This is a genomic window from Bacillus sp. FSL M8-0277 (assembly GCF_037975305.1).
Classification (GTDB): domain Bacteria; phylum Bacillota; class Bacilli; order Bacillales; family Bacillaceae; genus Bacillus; species Bacillus pumilus.
Genome location: NZ_CP150255.1, coordinates 201,761 through 216,444, shown reverse-complemented (window position 1 = coordinate 216,444; position 14,684 = coordinate 201,761). Strand labels below are relative to the sequence as shown.

The following is a 14,684-nucleotide window of genomic DNA, read 5'->3' as shown; positions in this document are numbered from 1 at the left end:
TTTCTTATGATGAAGACAGTTACCGTTAAAGGAGGATAAAATATGAAGAAAAGTAGATTACTTGCTTTCGTGTTGCTCTCTTTTGCTTTACTGTCTATTGCGTGGGTGCCGGCCACCGTATCGGCACATGAACATCTTTTATCTCCAGATCGTATTCTAACCGTTGCACATCGCGGAGCATCAGGGTATGCACCAGAGCATACCCTGGCTTCTTACAAACTCGCCACAAAGATGAATGCGGATTACCTCGAACTCGACCTTCAAATGACAAAGGATGGACATCTCATCGTCATGCACGATGAAACCGTTGACCGCACCACAAACGGAACAGGCTGGGTCAAAGACCTCACACTTGCCGAAATCAAACAGCTTGATGCCGGTACTTGGTTTAATGAAGTCAATCCCGACAGACAAAATGCCAACTATATCGGACAGCGGGTCCTCACATTAGATGAAGTGCTGCGCTATTTCGGCAAACGAGAAAATTATTATATTGAAACAAAAAAACCAGACATCTATCCGCAAATGGAAGAAAAGCTACTGGCGACCCTAAAAAAACATCACCTCCTCGGGAAACACGCAAGAAAAGGGCAGGTCATCATCCAATCCTTTAGTCAAGACAGCCTGCTAAAGCTACAGACATTAGCTCCACGCCTTCCAAAAGTACAGCTTTTAGACAGAACACAAATGACGTCCATCACAGATGATCAGCTCGATTTCATCAAATCTTATGCAGTGGGTGTCGGACCGAATTTCAGAGCATTGACACTTGAAAACGTACAACAGGTCAGAAGCCACGGACTCCTCCTCCACCCATATACGGTCAACAATGAAGCCGACATGACCCGTTTACTGCAATACGGCGTCACCGGTCTTTTCACCAACTTTCCAGATGTCTTTAACCGTGTAAAAGTTTCACTCTAAACAAAAAAAGCCTTGCGGTCCATCCCGCAAGGCCTTTGATTATTTTACCGTTTGATCAGAAGAAGCTGTTTCGATCGGTTTCCGTTTCCCGATCCCAAAGACATAGAAGCTAAGCGCTACTACAATTAAGAACCCAATGGCCACAATCAGAGAAATACGCGTATCCTGATTAATGAACATAAATACAAGCACCATCAATAAGAAACCGATTGTAAGATAATTAGAAAACGGAGCTAGCGGCATTTTGAATGGATGCTGATCAAGCGCAGCTCCCTTCGCCTTTCTAAAGCCGATATGACTAATCAAAATCACAAACCATGGCACCATACCAGGAAGTACACTCGCACTATACACATAGACGAAAATGTTTGGTGGCGCAACATAATTGAGGACAACTCCTACCGCTAGACCAATCAGCACAGCGAATGTCCCAAAATACGGCACACCATTCTTCGAAATTTTGGTGAAGAAAGCAGGCGCCTGTCCATTCACACCTAATGTATAAAGCATACGTCCCGCACTGAAAATCCCACTATTACAGCCGGACATCGCTGCTGTAATGACGACAAAGTTAATAATACCAGCGGCTGCTGTAATCCCAATTTTCGCAAACGTCGCCACAAATGGACTGCCAAGGGTATTCAGCTGATCCCAAGGATACACTGTCACAATGACAAAGATCGCACCGATATAGAAAATCAAAATACGCCAGATGATACTTTTGATGGCATTGGTCAGCGTCTTTTCTGGATTTTGTGCTTCACCTGCTGTAATCCCAATCAGCTCTACACCCTGATAGGCAGCAATGACGAGCGACAACGCAAACAAGAATCCGCTAAATCCACCTGTAAAGAACCCGCCGTGCGCCCACAGATTAGACAAGCCAATAGGCGTCCCGCCATTTCCAAATCCAAAGAAAATGATGCCTAGACCTGCAATGATCATTAAAATAATCGTCACAATCTTGATCATTGCAAACCAAAATTCGAACTCACCGAACGATTTAACCGAAATCAAGTTGGCCGCTCCCAAAATAATCATCGCAATTAATCCTGGAATCCACGCTGGTAGCTCCGGAAACCAATATTTCATATAAGCGCCTACGGCAATAATTTCCGACATCCCGACAATGACCCACTGGAACCAGTTACTCCAAGCTGTCATATACCCCGCAAGCGGATGAATATATTGATGACCAAATGTAGCAAATGAACCTGTACTCGGTTCAACGTATAACATTTCTCCCATCGCACGCATAATAAAAAAGATAAAGATACCACATACTGCGTACGCGAAAAGAACCGATGGACCTGTCCATTGAATGGCCTTGGCTGACCCCATAAATAAGCCAACACCAATCGTGCCGCCAAGTGCGATCATTTGAATATGGCGGGCACTTAACCCTCTCTTTAATTCCTTTTGAGCCACTTTTCTTCCCCCTCATCAACAAACAACATAAAAAATAAAAATCAGAATGTTCATTCTGATTGAGAAACATCAATCTTTCGATGTATATTATCATAATAAATCTACCCTTAAAAAACAATTGTTTTTTTGAGAGAAACACTATTATAAAATATTCCGACATAAAGAGATGCTCAAATTGTTTTATATTGATATATTGAATCAAGGGATGAAAGTCATTTCAAAGCTGATGACGTAATAAAAACTGACCGCCTCTTATATCAACCTCAAAGGATCGCAGTCCATTTTTATGCACCATTTTTTCCTTCTCTCGATGACAAGAAAAGTCATTCCGGAAAGCACCGGATCTTTTCTTTACATAACAAGTAAACCCATCATTTTCCGGTATCGTCACTTTAACATTTGCTCCAGTTGAAGTAGATTTAAGTGAATTTAGCATGTTTGTAGAATGAATCTGCATCCTTCTACCTGTTACATGCAGATCAACGTCAGAAAAGGCACCCGACAACTCAAATTTTGACGATGTGGCGTGCAGTAATAATCTTTTTGCGGTCAGTTGCCGACTAGAAATAAGCCCACCTACTGTCTCTAAATGGAGATGCTTGATTTCACCTGATAGCATTGCTTTTCCAGACGTTAAATGACAAGAGACATTTTCCACCTTCAATCTCTCTGCCTGAAGATTTGCTCCTTTACAACGAATGGAAATGGACTGTAATTGTTGTTTAGGGAGAAAAATAGCGACATCGATTTTATAAAGTTGAAGCCCAAAGCTGAGTATTTTTTTCCGTCTATCTTGAATGAACAATCGTCCATCTTTTACCTGATGATGCATCAAATAACGCTTTGGAAACACTTGATTGGTCGTTTGACGAATGATGAAATAAGGATGATCATGGTGTTGAATACACACCTCTCCGAGCAACCAATCCAACGATAATTCTGCGACTGATTCTTCAATTTGAATCGTATGCTCCATATGTCTCCCTCCTTGTATACTCGCTTATCTCGCTTGAATCCGGGTCATGCGGCCCCATAATTCCAAGATCACTATGAGGACAGCTATCATCATGACTCCTGACAAAATGACATTCATTTGATCATTTCCATAAACAGCGATTAATACGTTTCCTAAAACAGCACATAGAACAATCGCAGTCAGTATGGTCATGAAAGTAGACATTTTCATTACCCCCACTCTCATCGCAATCATGCCAATACCATTGATACAGCAAGTAAACACTAGGTACGTTTTGATCACAGTGAGCATCACATCCGCTGTCAGTGCATCTTGAACAATAGGGAAGAATGTTTCAGTGACACTAAACACAACAAATGAAGGAATGATACTACACAGCATGACAATTGTAGAAAAGCACAGCATCCAAACCATTCTCGAAAGGAGGGATGACTTCATACTTAATGAATGAGATTCATGTTCTTTCAATGCGGTCACTATTACTCGACAATACATCATGGCTGTGACGATCGAAAAAAAGATCATCCATACTATACTCGTCAACAAATAAATATTCGGATATTGCTGAAAACCTATTTCCTGTTCAACCTGTGCAACAAACGCGACAAAATAAATAAACACCAGCAGTACAATACTGATAATCATACTAGCTTGAATATAATGTTTCATATGACTTTTTCTTAGCTCAAGTTTTACGAAGCGAAGCATAAGGGATCCTCCTATGAAATGAATTTTGCTTTTGACTCTTTTCTGGCCATTTAGGTTTCAGGCTGATCATATCCACCAATCCCAGCATAATGCGCTGTGACCTTTTGAATAAATAGATCACTCACCACATCCACTCCGAGACCTTTCATCATCTGTTGTAAAAACAGTAAACGCTGACTAGTTTCCTGCTCATCACGAGCAAATAACGTTGGGTTCAGCCATATATTCACGAGAAGCATAAACACTTCTGCCACTTCACCAGGAAAAGCAGTTGTCATCGAACCATCATCAATTCCTTCAAGAATCAGCTGTTTGATTTTAAGCGCATCCTGATTGACTCCTGCCTTCATCCCTTCAACCACAAATTGCGGGTTTTTGATCTGGTCAACCAAGATCCCATCAATCGAATGAGATTTTGGATCTGCCACTAGCTGCTCTAAAATACGCTGCAACTTCTCTTTTGCATGCGCTGCCACTGTATGCTCAATCAGATCTTCAAGCTTCTCAGTCGCATGACGAAATTGCCTCTCCATCACGGCACGTAATATTTCTTCCTTCGATTTGAAATGATGATAAATAGCCCCTTTAGACATGTTCAATTCTTGGATGATATCCTGCAAACTCGTCTTTTCGAATCCTTTTTCCTGAAACAGCTTTGTCGACACATCTAAAATTTGCTTGATTGTCTTTTCTGGATATTTATTTCTGGCCAAATAAAACGCCTCCTTTTACATACCGACCGTCGGTATGTATATTTGTATTTTTCATTATAAACTGTTCTTAATGATTTGTATAGAATAAAAAAGAGACCGCTCACACGGTCTTCTCAAGCGATAAATTCACAGGAACATCCGGCAATGCCAAATCCTCACTTCCCCCACTATCTCAGGCACCCACCTCATCTGTTCTTAATCATAAAACAAATCAACACGCCTGTTTTGATTCAATAACCTTGGGTAACTCTAGATGTTAACGGTGACTCTCGATGTTAGATAAAAATTCTCTAAAATCAGCTGCGAGTTCCTTCGATTTCGTATGATGCAAATAATGGCCGCCTTTGAAAGTAACTACTTTTCCTTGATCTACATTTTTCAGTAGATCTTCATGCATTGGTTTCCAGCTTGGTGTATCTTCCTCCGTTTGATCCGCTAGATAGAAAACAACGGGGAGATTCTTAGGCAAATGTATGCGTTGAGCGTTTTTAAAATTGTTTCTAAAGTTTTCTGCCTCACTAGCTTGGCTTTCATTCAAGAAATTTTGAAAGGTCAGCATTTTGATCTGATCTTTCGTTTGATCATCCACTTTAGGCATCACCAGTTGGTCTGGATTCACTTTCACTATCAATCTGTAAAAGCCGGATTGATGAAGCAGCTGTAAGCTGGAGACTGGCAATTCATCTGCATCCTCCTGCTTAGGAACACTGCTGTCAATTCCAACAAACGCTTGGACTTCTTTTTCATATTGATTCACATATTCTAATCCATAAATGCCAGAGATCGAATGACCCATCAACGTATACTTTTTAATGTTGAGCTTCTGCAAACATTCATGAATCTCATCTACAATGTTTTGACTTGTCCGTACTTTATCTGTATCGTCACTTAAACCATATCCAAATGGTTCAATCACTACGACTCTATAATAAGGTGATAATTCATCTACTAGAGGCTTGAAATCTAGCACTGGTGAAGCAGTTCCATAGCCTGGGAGAAGTACAATCGTTTCTTTCCCATCGCCTTGAATGAGCACATTCATTTGCTTCCCATCCACCAAGACCTTTTGCCCATAAGCTTCTATTTTCCCCTTCTCCCGTTCATTACTAATGAGGTTTACAAAATAAACAGTAGCTAGAAAAACAACCATGACCGTGATAATGGTGCCTATGGAGATCAGCATGATTCTCAATATTTTTTTCATTGGTTTTCTCTTCCCTTCATGATGAGGAACTCTAGCTTACATCCATCGATGAAAATTAATATTTTCTTTCACAATAGATGATGCCAATTGTATTTGCGCAAACACTTGATACATACATAAAAGTAATCGCTATATAAAACCACTCTGTTGGAGATGAGAATTGATGGACCATAGATTGAACGACAGCAACCAATATATATGCTAAAGCCACACCTATAATGGAAAAACTTCCTGCTTTCGCTAAAATAAATTGACCTCGTTCATCATGTTTATATTCACGGTTTTTCTTAAATTGAAAGGCCGTGCTTAAAATAGAAAGGATAATCAAAGAATAAAGTATGATCTTCGTCATCATTGTGGTTCCTCCTTGTCGATCTCTTGAAATACGTCATACAAATCAACTTCAAATGTCCTAGCAATTTGAAAGGCTAATTTTAAAGACAAAGAATATTTACCATTTTCAATCGCTGCCACAGTTTGACGAGTCACACCTAACTTCTCTGCCAAATCCTTTTGTGTCCAGTCTCTTTCTGCCCGTAATACCTTAATTCGATTTTTAATCTCCATTTGAAATCCCTTTCTTAAAGGATGATTTATTTAACAATATGTTAAAATTTATTAACATTATGTTAAATAATAATAACCTCTTTTCTTCTGTATGTCAATTTCACCGGATGCAAAAAAATAAGAATCATCCATTTTGAAAGTCCTACCTCAAAATGAATGATTCTCTAAAAATGATGTGATCATCTGAATTAAAACACTTTCCTCTGATAAATCGCAGTAGAAAGTCCCCAAGACAGCAAGTAGATGAGCATAATCAGCACAGTTGATCCCGTATATAAAATAGGGATCGATAAATTCATCATAAAATCAGTGATCCCACTAAATTGCTCTGCTAAATAGACAACAACAGGCGGTCCCATAGCAGATAATAGGATAAAGCCAATGAGCACTACCGTTGTGATATAACCAGGCTTTAAGATATAAAACAATGGAAACGTACACGCCGCGAACAATAAAAACAACCCGCTGCCAAGAGCAATATCCGTCATCGAAAACAGCTTCCCAAAACTAAATAAAGCAGCACTTGTCAGCCCGATCGCAATGACCATATAAAAAACGGCACCAAGATAACGGGATGCAATAATTTCATTCCGTGTATAAGGCAAAGAATTTAATAGGATATTCGTTTCTGCCTTCTCATCGTACGCATATGTGTTAAATGGAATGAAGACACTAGCGACTAGAAACGTCAATACTGGATGGACATCCATGAAAATAAAAAATAAGATAAACGGAATAAAAATAAGTAACTGCTTCTTTTGCAAAATCACATCACGCTTAATTAAATGAAACATGCGCAACCCCGCCTTTCAAATAAAACATGATATCCTCAAGCGACGCCGGTTCAATCACAACAGCATCCCCAAAAATAAGTTTCACCTCATCAATTCGATCTGTTAATGCTTCAAATCCGGCTGCCGTGCGCTGAATATGGATAAATGACTTTTCTGTGTCTCGATCCAACAAATCTAGGCTCCCCTTCACCAGCGCATAATTCTCCGCTACCTCATGTATCGACTGTTGAAAGACCAATCTTCCATTTTGTATAAACGCAATATAATCCGCGATGCGATCTAAATCAGTCGTCATATGCGTCGAGAAAAAGATCGTTCGATTTCCATCAATCATCAATTCTTGTAACGTGCCGAGTAGCTCTCTTCTAAAGACCGGATCCAACCCAGCAGTTGGTTCATCCATGATAATCAGCTCGGCATGATGCGACAGTGCAATCGCAAGTGACGCCTTCATCTGCATCCCTTTTGAAAATGTTTTGATCGCTTTATTCAGCGGCAGACCAAACTGTTCAATATATTGATAAAAAAGCTTGTCATCCCAGCGTTTATAGGCAGGTGCCACAATTCGTTTGATGTCCTTTAAATTCAATCCTGGGAAAAAAACGTTAGCATCGTAAACAAAGCCGATTCGTTCCTTAATCTCTTTTTCATGGGTGCAATAATCTAATCCGAAGATTTTAACCTCACCCGAATCTGGTTTTAATAAATTCATAATCATTTTAATCGTGGTCGACTTACCAGCGCCATTTTCTCCAATAAACCCTGTAACAAAGCCTTTTTTGACCTGTAAATCAAGATTCTGAACAGAAAAGTCCTTGAATCGTTTTGATACTCCTTTGAATTCAATCACGTGCTCCACTCATCTCACTCCTCATACAAGAACTTTAATAACTGCTGCAATTCATCAAAAGATAAGCCTAATTCCTTGCCGTTTGTAACAACTGCTCCAAGCTGTTCCTCAATCACCTTCAATTTCTTCTCTCTCATCACCTCTAGGTTTTGCTCGGCAACAAATGATCCCTTACCGACAATCGAATAAATAAATCCTGCCTTCTCTAACTCTTCATATGCTCGCTTTGTTGTGATGACGCTGATTTGTAAATCCTTCGCCAGCTTACGAATAGACGGTAGTGCCACCCCTTCCGCCAGCTCACCCGTTAAAATCATCGATTTAATTTGATTCGTAATTTGCTCATAGATGGGCTCCTTAGAGTGGTTTGAAATCGTAATTTGCATATAAAAACCTCTTTTTTTCTGTACTGGTGTTTGGAACGAAATATTGTATATACACTATATATACATTATATACACACTGAAAGAATAATCAACCATTTTAAAAACGTTCTCCTCATTTTTTTAAAATAGATTGCAATTAAAAAACCGCACAGCCCTTAAGCCATGCAGTTCTTTTCTCTTTTGCATTTGAGTTCATTCGCCGAGCAATGAGTGTAAATAATGAGCATATTGTTATACGTAATGTGGAATTCTCTACTTATTTTGAGTTAATACTAGGGCTTATCGCTGAACAATTATTCTTTTTTAACTTTGTTTTTTGCTTTGGCGTCACTTGATAAAATTAGTCTCTAAATTTTTCACTGTCTATGGCTTTTGTTGCTCTGTATTTGGACTTGCTCCCCTTAGTGTTTACGATTACAACAATTCACTCCGGTGTTTGTATTAAAGAAATTTATACAAAAAAAGGGAAATGAGTCATTAGAAAACTGAAAAATGGTGACTCCTCCTCTTATCATCACATTGGATCTCCATCAGCGTTTAATGAAGAAATATCAACTTGTACACACCTACCATTAGAAGAACAGATGCTCCCGTCGTCGTCCACCCATAAAGAGGAAAGAGCAAGTTTATGTTGAAATTTTAGAATCGTAGCCTGGATTCATGACATCATCATATTTCCTCCATTGTGTTTCATTCGCCATCTGATGATAGGTAATACCTAATATAGCTTCCATCTTGGTTTGACCGATATTGATTTCCATAGCCATACAGGAGCCATAAAAATCTTCCTTTTTTAACCTTTTGTTGGATGATTGCACCTCATTTTGTGGAATTTCTATAAAAAGGGTAATTATTAACTAACGTTTACTTTTAAACTATCAAGATATGCGTAATAAATCTTCTCCTATAAATATTTCTATATTTTTTCATTGAAATTATCTACAAACATTGAAAATTCTAATAAATTAGAATACAATATATTTGGGATTTATAGAAATAAATCCCTTTATACAAAATAATGGAAAGGTGCTTGGTAATTATGAACCCTTCTGTAATTAGTAAAGAAAATTCTGTTAACAAATCATTTATCTTCACTCTAAGTGATAAGGAACGAAACTTTTTATTTAACGAATTAAATCAGATTCAGTACGATCCAACAGGAAATACAGATTACATAACAGAAGTTCGAATGGCAGCAATGCGAGCTCTTCCGAAAGGAATTGTGAAATTTCTCAATCAACAGAAAACCTCATTGAAACCAGCTCCATATATTATTTTCGAAAATCTTCCAACAGATAAAGAAGTTAGATTCACACCAGATTCTCAAGATATCCCCCTAGAGGCTAAGTCAGGATTTATAAGTGAAAACCTCATAATTGCGATTGGATCACTAATTGGAGAACCTTATTCCATGTTTCATGAAGGCCAAAATATTGTTAATAACTTAATACCCAGCCTAAAAGCAAAAAAAGAATATACAGGACTTGGCTCTGAGTTTGAGTTGGATTTTCATATTGAAAATGCTGCATTAAAGTTTATGGGAACTAATAATTTTTCACCATCTGGATTACTTCTTACAGGTGTAAATAACGATCCAAAAAAGCCTCTTACACGTTTGTCTGACGCACGGAAAGCATTAAGACTTTTGTCCGAGCAAGATATTGAACAATTAAGTCACCCTCTTTATCGAATTAAAGTCCCGTATCGCTGGAGGGTTTCAACGCCGGTCGAATTACAAGAGACAAGTCCTTCACCAATTATAAAAGGAACAATTGATTTACCAGAGGTTACAGCTGCTTTTTATCCAGACATGGTAGCACCTATTAATAACTTAGCAGCTACATCATTAGAGAATTTTAGAAATGCGATTCGTAAAGTTTCATTTGGTATTGATGTTACTCCAGGTCGTCTAGTGTATATTAATAATCGATTTACATTTCATTCAAGAGATGCCTTCAAACCTACTTTGGATAAATCAGGTAACCCAATTCGGTGGTTGCAGCGGATTTTTATAGCACCTGATTTATGGAATCATCGTACTCTAGAACCTGTTAAAGATCGAGTTTTTAAACTTGCTTTAAATCACTAACGAGTGTGAAAACGCCATAGAATGAAAATAAGGTCATTCTATGGCGTTTTTTTCTATTTTAGAGATACGTTTTCAGTTTCTTTTTGCGTTTGAAATTTATTGTTTCTTTCGGATAAGTTAAGCCATATACCCCCTAGTGATATAAACAATATTAATAGGAAGAACGGTAGTTTATATCCATTAAAATAATCCACTGATAAGCCAAATAGAGAGGGTGCCAGCACAATAAAAATTTGATTTAAAGTTAATCCAAAGCTTACAGTTAATCCGATAAACTCTTTATCTGCTTTTTCAGACATTAACACAATAAATAAACTGTACCATCCCACTCCTAAAAAACCTAAAATGAAACAAATTATATAACCCCCCCATAATGGAAGATAATTCAAAAAATAGACTAGAACAATTAAAATAATGACAGTTAATAATATTGTAAGTTGTAATGGCTTACTTCTATCTCCATTAAACAAATTGTCACTGATCCATGCTAACAATATCCTTCCAATTGCACCGCCAATTAAAACCACACTTAACAACGTTCCAGAAATACTTAATGATATATGTAAGGTATTGCTTAGATAACTCATCAGGTGAGCTAATATGATTAATTGTAAAGAAATCATACTCATTCCAATAAAAAATACTGGATAAAGACTCGATTTTGCTTTGATTTTATTAATTTTTTCCAAAAAACGATCATTTTGTTGTCTTTGCGCAGTCATTCCATGATCTTTGTAGAAAATTGAAAAGATTATACCACCTGCAATTGCTACAATAGCTTGTGTTAATTTAGCTGAAGATAAACCATAATTATAAAAGAAAAAAGGTAGAGTTGTGGAAGCTAAAGCACCACCAAGTGGTATTCCGGTTTGACGAATCCCCATTGCAAGTCCTCTGTTTTTATTTTTAGGGAACCAATTGATGATTGCGCTGCTCCCCCCTGGTTGAGCCGTCCCATACCAAACCCCGACAAAAGCGAGAACAATCAAAAGGTATACATATTCATTAATAGGAAGTGTTATTAACATGGTAAGTCCTAATAAAATTGATCCTATTCCTACAACCCAACGCTCACCGTATTTATCCATTATGTTACCGAATATTAGCATAGAGAATATAGGACCAATATTTACAGCTGATACAATTAAACCTGTTTGAAATTGTGATAAGTTATATATTTCTTGACAAAATGTTGCTAAAGGGCCTACTCCGTAATTTACAAACGTTGCACATGTTTGTGAAAAGGTAGCTATTATGAGTATAACCCATCTATAGCGCCCCTTTTCATGATTAGCTTTAATTTGTGACACGTAACCCACCTCTCTTTTTATTCCAAATATGCAAACTTTATGTCATTATCTCAAAAATAAAAAGAAGTTTGAATGGGATTTTTAAAATTTTCTATCCAATTTAAAATATACTGGATGAATGTTATATAACGGTGACCTGTATAAGTGTCAGAGAAAATCATAAAATTCAATCATCACCCTAGTAGGGATAGTTCTTAGATTCAATTAAAATGGAACCCGTACTTATACATATTTATTTTTTCCAATACTCATGATCAGTAAAAATTAATTTTAAGGATTCCTAAAAGAGTCATAGGAGATTACAGTCTTAAAGTGCTCTATTCTCAATAGTAAACTCCTTACCTGTTCACGTTTTAATAAAACATTTATCTCCAATACACCCATTTTCCCATCATCCACTCCACCGGACCTCTTCTCCATTTTTTCAAATAGAGATAGCTGATGAACAACTGTGCTGTATACAGTCCGACAGCGAGCAGCAGTCCAAATATTGATCCCATTTGTCCAAATAGACCAAGTCCATAAGAATAGAAAATCGTTGTACAAATGATCGACTGCGCCAAATAGTTTGATAGAGACAAACGGCCAAGCCCTGCAAGCAGACGTTTGAAGCCTTCGGCTGCCTTCGAATAGTAAAAAACAATAAACGCTTGAATATACCCGATCGCCAGCACATATCCACCGAGAACCATAACGAATTGACTCCAAGGCGCATCAATGAACGTCGCACATTTTAGTGCAAGGCCGACGACAATGACCCAGACCCAGCCTTTGCGATAGGCCATCCCTCGATCTTCTTCTGTGAGATGCCCTCGTTTACCAATCACCATGCCTAGCAAGGCGAACGGCCCCACCGTCATCGTACCGAAAAGAAACCCTAGTATCGGCATAAGCGTAATGCTCACGATCGCCAAAATAATGGTCACAATCATCATATCGTCTTCAACCGTAATCCGGCTGAGCAAAATATCAGCATAATCACCCTTCGCATACACATCGGTTAATAATTCATCAGTCCCATGAACAAGTTTCATTATGTATGGGGAAACGACTAATGACAATGCACCTAACACACCCGACCAAATCAGCATTGTTTTGATCCGGCTGCTCATAAACATCATCAAGAAAAGCATACAAGCTCCATAATAAAGAAGAATGTCACCATTCCAAATAAAGATGTAATGCAGCATTCCAAGCACAATCAGACCAAAACCACGGCGGACGACAATGGCATTCGTATTTAGTCCCTTAGCTTTCGTAGATTCAATCAGCTTGATAAAAGAATACCCAAACAAAAAGGAGAAAATCGGATAAAACGACCCCTGGAACAAAATTTCCGTTACATAAACGCCAAATTCCTGCCCCCAAAAACTCGAATCAAACATTTTCTCAAAATCATAATCATATTGAAAATTAAGCATATTCACGATCAAAATACCTAATAAACTAAAACCACGCAAACTATCAATTAACTCAACCCTAGACCCCTTCAACTCGACAGCTCCTTCGGAAAATATAAAAGCATATTTATCCTACCACACTTTTAAAAAATTGGTCTCTACACCCATGTAAAAACATGCGTTTTAAGGTAAATTTAATAAAAAAACCTAGAATATACATTCTAGGTACAGATTGTTGACAAAGGGCTAAAATGATCTTGATTTTAGCCCTTTGTCTTCTTTTCAGCGTGATAGAAAACCTTTGCAGCCCTAGGAAGGACGAGTACTGGCGCGGAGCGAATTTGACATTCGTGAGCACCAGCGCGCAGACCTGACAACGAATGCGAGGGTTTGTCTACACGCTGAACCTAGAATATACATTCTAGGTATCATAATGAATGATGACTTTCTTCTTTCCTCATCACACGCTTCACATAAAACAAAATCCCCAATCCGAATAAAATCAACGTCACCTCCCAGTCTGCAGAAATCGGAAACCATTTCAATATCATTAAAATCAACAAAACCGCTCCAACCCCTGCGAAAAAAATGATGTTTCTTTTTAATTCTTTATTTGATTGAAACAACACTCTCTCCTCCCTGATACTTACTAACTAATTGAATGTTTTTCTATCTTTTTCAATATTTTTCCCAAGCCGCTATCTCCCATTTTCCGATCTATTAAATTTCCCTAAAACTCCTTTGATCTGAAGGAAAAATCCAAGGGAGGTGCTCAGGCCAATTGAGCTTTTGCGTTTCCACTATTTATCCCCCTTTTCCTTTAGCTGAAAAGCAATAATCTTCCCTAATGCTTCCTCTGCAGCAAAAGGAGTGACGCTGCCTGTTGGATTTTCTTGTTCTTGTTTTAAGCACTCGTACATGTTTTTTTCAATTTTTGATGGATCAATCCAAGAGATACACCATGATGCCCAGAAACAAGTAGGTCCCTCATAACGTTTAGCCAGTGCCAGAAGGAATGGCAAGCTAGGCTGTCCAATCCTCATGAGTGACATGGCAGCGGCCATTCTTGTATCCTCTTCTTCACTTTCTAATAGCTGCGCTAGTGGCTCAGCTGCTTCTCCCGCATCTGCTCCAAATTCACCAAGTACAGCTGCTGCAATGTTCCGCAGAGATCCTTTTTCTTTTAAAGCCTCAACAAGGACGGGCACTGCATCTTTTCCGAACTTTCTCAATTCCCCTATTGCTTGAACGATCGTTACTTCATTTGTATTTGCCAATTGTTGAACTGATTGAGACAGCTTATTTTCTGGTTTCATTGACAATCAACTCCTCTTT

The 14,684-nt window shown here is 38.2% G+C and carries 17 protein-coding genes; 2 read left to right on the top strand and 15 right to left on the bottom strand.

The features are described from left to right. Positions 1 to 42: 42 nt before the first annotated feature. Entirely contained in the window at positions 43 to 924 is an 882-nt protein-coding gene (locus MKZ05_RS01245; RefSeq protein WP_339161031.1) for a glycerophosphodiester phosphodiesterase, read from the top strand. A 39-nt stretch (positions 925 to 963) separates the two neighbouring features. Here the strand turns inward: MKZ05_RS01245 and MKZ05_RS01240 are convergent, their stop codons facing one another. The 11 genes from MKZ05_RS01240 to MKZ05_RS01190 all read right to left on the bottom strand — a co-directional run bounded on the left by MKZ05_RS01240 (position 964) and on the right by MKZ05_RS01190 (position 9,317). Beyond that, a complete protein-coding gene (locus MKZ05_RS01240) occupies positions 964 to 2,352 on the bottom strand; it encodes an amino acid permease (protein ID WP_339161028.1) in 1,389 nt (462 codons plus the stop codon). Positions 2,353 to 2,569: 217 nt separating this feature from the next. Then, complete coding sequence (locus tag MKZ05_RS01235) at positions 2,570 to 3,328, bottom strand: DUF4097 family beta strand repeat-containing protein (RefSeq protein ID WP_339161026.1); 759 nt, start codon at positions 3,326 to 3,328, stop codon at positions 2,570 to 2,572. Positions 3,329 to 3,352: 24 nt separating this feature from the next. Further along, complete coding sequence (locus MKZ05_RS01230) at positions 3,353 to 4,036, bottom strand: bacitracin ABC transporter permease (RefSeq protein ID WP_339161023.1); 684 nt, start codon at positions 4,034 to 4,036, stop codon at positions 3,353 to 3,355. 50 nt (positions 4,037 to 4,086) lie between these two features. After that, on the bottom strand, positions 4,087 to 4,719 hold the full coding sequence (locus MKZ05_RS01225; protein WP_339162324.1) for a TetR/AcrR family transcriptional regulator: 633 nt from the start codon (positions 4,717 to 4,719) through the stop codon (positions 4,087 to 4,089). A 286-nt stretch (positions 4,720 to 5,005) separates the two neighbouring features. Further along, positions 5,006 to 5,953, bottom strand: a complete 948-nt coding sequence (locus MKZ05_RS01220) for an alpha/beta hydrolase (protein ID WP_339161021.1) — start codon at positions 5,951 to 5,953, stop codon at positions 5,006 to 5,008. Between the two features lie 55 nt (positions 5,954 to 6,008). Then, complete coding sequence (locus tag MKZ05_RS01215) at positions 6,009 to 6,305, bottom strand: hypothetical protein (protein WP_339161019.1); 297 nt, start codon at positions 6,303 to 6,305, stop codon at positions 6,009 to 6,011. Next, positions 6,305 to 6,520 (bottom strand): helix-turn-helix transcriptional regulator, encoded by a 216-nt coding sequence (locus tag MKZ05_RS01210; RefSeq protein ID WP_339161017.1) that lies wholly within the window; start codon positions 6,518 to 6,520, stop codon positions 6,305 to 6,307. Before MKZ05_RS01210 ends, MKZ05_RS01215 begins: the two co-directional genes overlap by 1 nt. A gap of 188 nt (positions 6,521 to 6,708) precedes the next feature. Then, positions 6,709 to 7,314, bottom strand: a complete 606-nt coding sequence (locus tag MKZ05_RS01205; RefSeq protein WP_339161015.1) for an ABC-2 transporter permease — start codon at positions 7,312 to 7,314, stop codon at positions 6,709 to 6,711. Next, positions 7,298 to 8,173, bottom strand: a complete 876-nt coding sequence (locus MKZ05_RS01200; RefSeq protein ID WP_339161013.1) for an ABC transporter ATP-binding protein — start codon at positions 8,171 to 8,173, stop codon at positions 7,298 to 7,300. Before MKZ05_RS01200 ends, MKZ05_RS01205 begins: the two co-directional genes overlap by 17 nt. Positions 8,174 to 8,178: 5 nt before the next feature. Next, on the bottom strand, positions 8,179 to 8,550 hold the full coding sequence (locus MKZ05_RS01195; protein WP_339161011.1) for a GntR family transcriptional regulator: 372 nt from the start codon (positions 8,548 to 8,550) through the stop codon (positions 8,179 to 8,181). 626 nt (positions 8,551 to 9,176) lie between these two features. Then, complete coding sequence (locus tag MKZ05_RS01190; protein WP_339161008.1) at positions 9,177 to 9,317, bottom strand: hypothetical protein; 141 nt, start codon at positions 9,315 to 9,317, stop codon at positions 9,177 to 9,179. 272 nt (positions 9,318 to 9,589) lie between these two features. Between MKZ05_RS01190 and MKZ05_RS01185 the strand changes: the two genes are divergently transcribed. Then, the gene (locus MKZ05_RS01185) at positions 9,590 to 10,639 is read left to right on the top strand and encodes a TauD/TfdA family dioxygenase (RefSeq protein ID WP_339161005.1); all 1,050 of its coding nucleotides are present in this window, start codon (positions 9,590 to 9,592) and stop codon (positions 10,637 to 10,639) included. A gap of 53 nt (positions 10,640 to 10,692) precedes the next feature. Here MKZ05_RS01185 and MKZ05_RS01180 read toward each other — a convergent pair whose 3' ends face one another. The 4 genes from MKZ05_RS01180 to MKZ05_RS01165 form a co-directional block, all read right to left on the bottom strand. After that, complete coding sequence (locus MKZ05_RS01180; protein WP_339161003.1) at positions 10,693 to 11,949, bottom strand: MFS transporter; 1,257 nt, start codon at positions 11,947 to 11,949, stop codon at positions 10,693 to 10,695. Positions 11,950 to 12,314: 365 nt separating this feature from the next. Beyond that, a complete protein-coding gene (locus MKZ05_RS01175) occupies positions 12,315 to 13,442 on the bottom strand; it encodes a DUF418 domain-containing protein (protein ID WP_310027009.1) in 1,128 nt (375 codons plus the stop codon). A 335-nt stretch (positions 13,443 to 13,777) separates the two neighbouring features. Continuing rightward, positions 13,778 to 13,975: a hypothetical protein gene (locus MKZ05_RS01170; RefSeq protein ID WP_339161000.1), complete on the bottom strand. Its 198-nt coding sequence runs from the start codon at positions 13,973 to 13,975 to the stop codon at positions 13,778 to 13,780. A gap of 174 nt (positions 13,976 to 14,149) precedes the next feature. Further along, positions 14,150 to 14,665 carry a HEAT repeat domain-containing protein gene (locus tag MKZ05_RS01165; RefSeq protein WP_106029700.1) on the bottom strand — a complete coding sequence of 172 codons (516 nt, stop codon included), beginning with the start codon at positions 14,663 to 14,665 and terminating at the stop codon, positions 14,150 to 14,152. Between the last annotated feature and the right edge of the window lie 19 nt (positions 14,666 to 14,684).

What these genes read in the sequence shown, in the direction of transcription:
- MKZ05_RS01245 (WP_339161031.1), top strand. Translation starts at nt 43, where the DNA reads ATGAAGAAAAGTAGATTACTTGCTTTCGTGTTGCTCTCTTTTGCTTTA.
- MKZ05_RS01235 (WP_339161026.1), bottom strand. Translation starts at nt 3,328, where the DNA reads ATGGAGCATACGATTCAAATTGAAGAATCAGTCGCAGAATTATCGTTG.
- MKZ05_RS01230 (WP_339161023.1), bottom strand. Translation starts at nt 4,036, where the DNA reads ATGCTTCGCTTCGTAAAACTTGAGCTAAGAAAAAGTCATATGAAACAT.
- MKZ05_RS01220 (WP_339161021.1), bottom strand. Translation starts at nt 5,953, where the DNA reads ATGAAAAAAATATTGAGAATCATGCTGATCTCCATAGGCACCATTATC.
- MKZ05_RS01215 (WP_339161019.1), bottom strand. Translation starts at nt 6,305, where the DNA reads ATGACGAAGATCATACTTTATTCTTTGATTATCCTTTCTATTTTAAGC.
- MKZ05_RS01210 (WP_339161017.1), bottom strand. Translation starts at nt 6,520, where the DNA reads ATGGAGATTAAAAATCGAATTAAGGTATTACGGGCAGAAAGAGACTGG.
- MKZ05_RS01205 (WP_339161015.1), bottom strand. Translation starts at nt 7,314, where the DNA reads ATGTTTCATTTAATTAAGCGTGATGTGATTTTGCAAAAGAAGCAGTTA.
- MKZ05_RS01195 (WP_339161011.1), bottom strand. Translation starts at nt 8,550, where the DNA reads ATGCAAATTACGATTTCAAACCACTCTAAGGAGCCCATCTATGAGCAA.
- MKZ05_RS01190 (WP_339161008.1), bottom strand. Translation starts at nt 9,317, where the DNA reads ATGGCTATGGAAATCAATATCGGTCAAACCAAGATGGAAGCTATATTA.
- MKZ05_RS01185 (WP_339161005.1), top strand. Translation starts at nt 9,590, where the DNA reads ATGAACCCTTCTGTAATTAGTAAAGAAAATTCTGTTAACAAATCATTT.
- MKZ05_RS01165 (WP_106029700.1), bottom strand. Translation starts at nt 14,665, where the DNA reads ATGAAACCAGAAAATAAGCTGTCTCAATCAGTTCAACAATTGGCAAAT.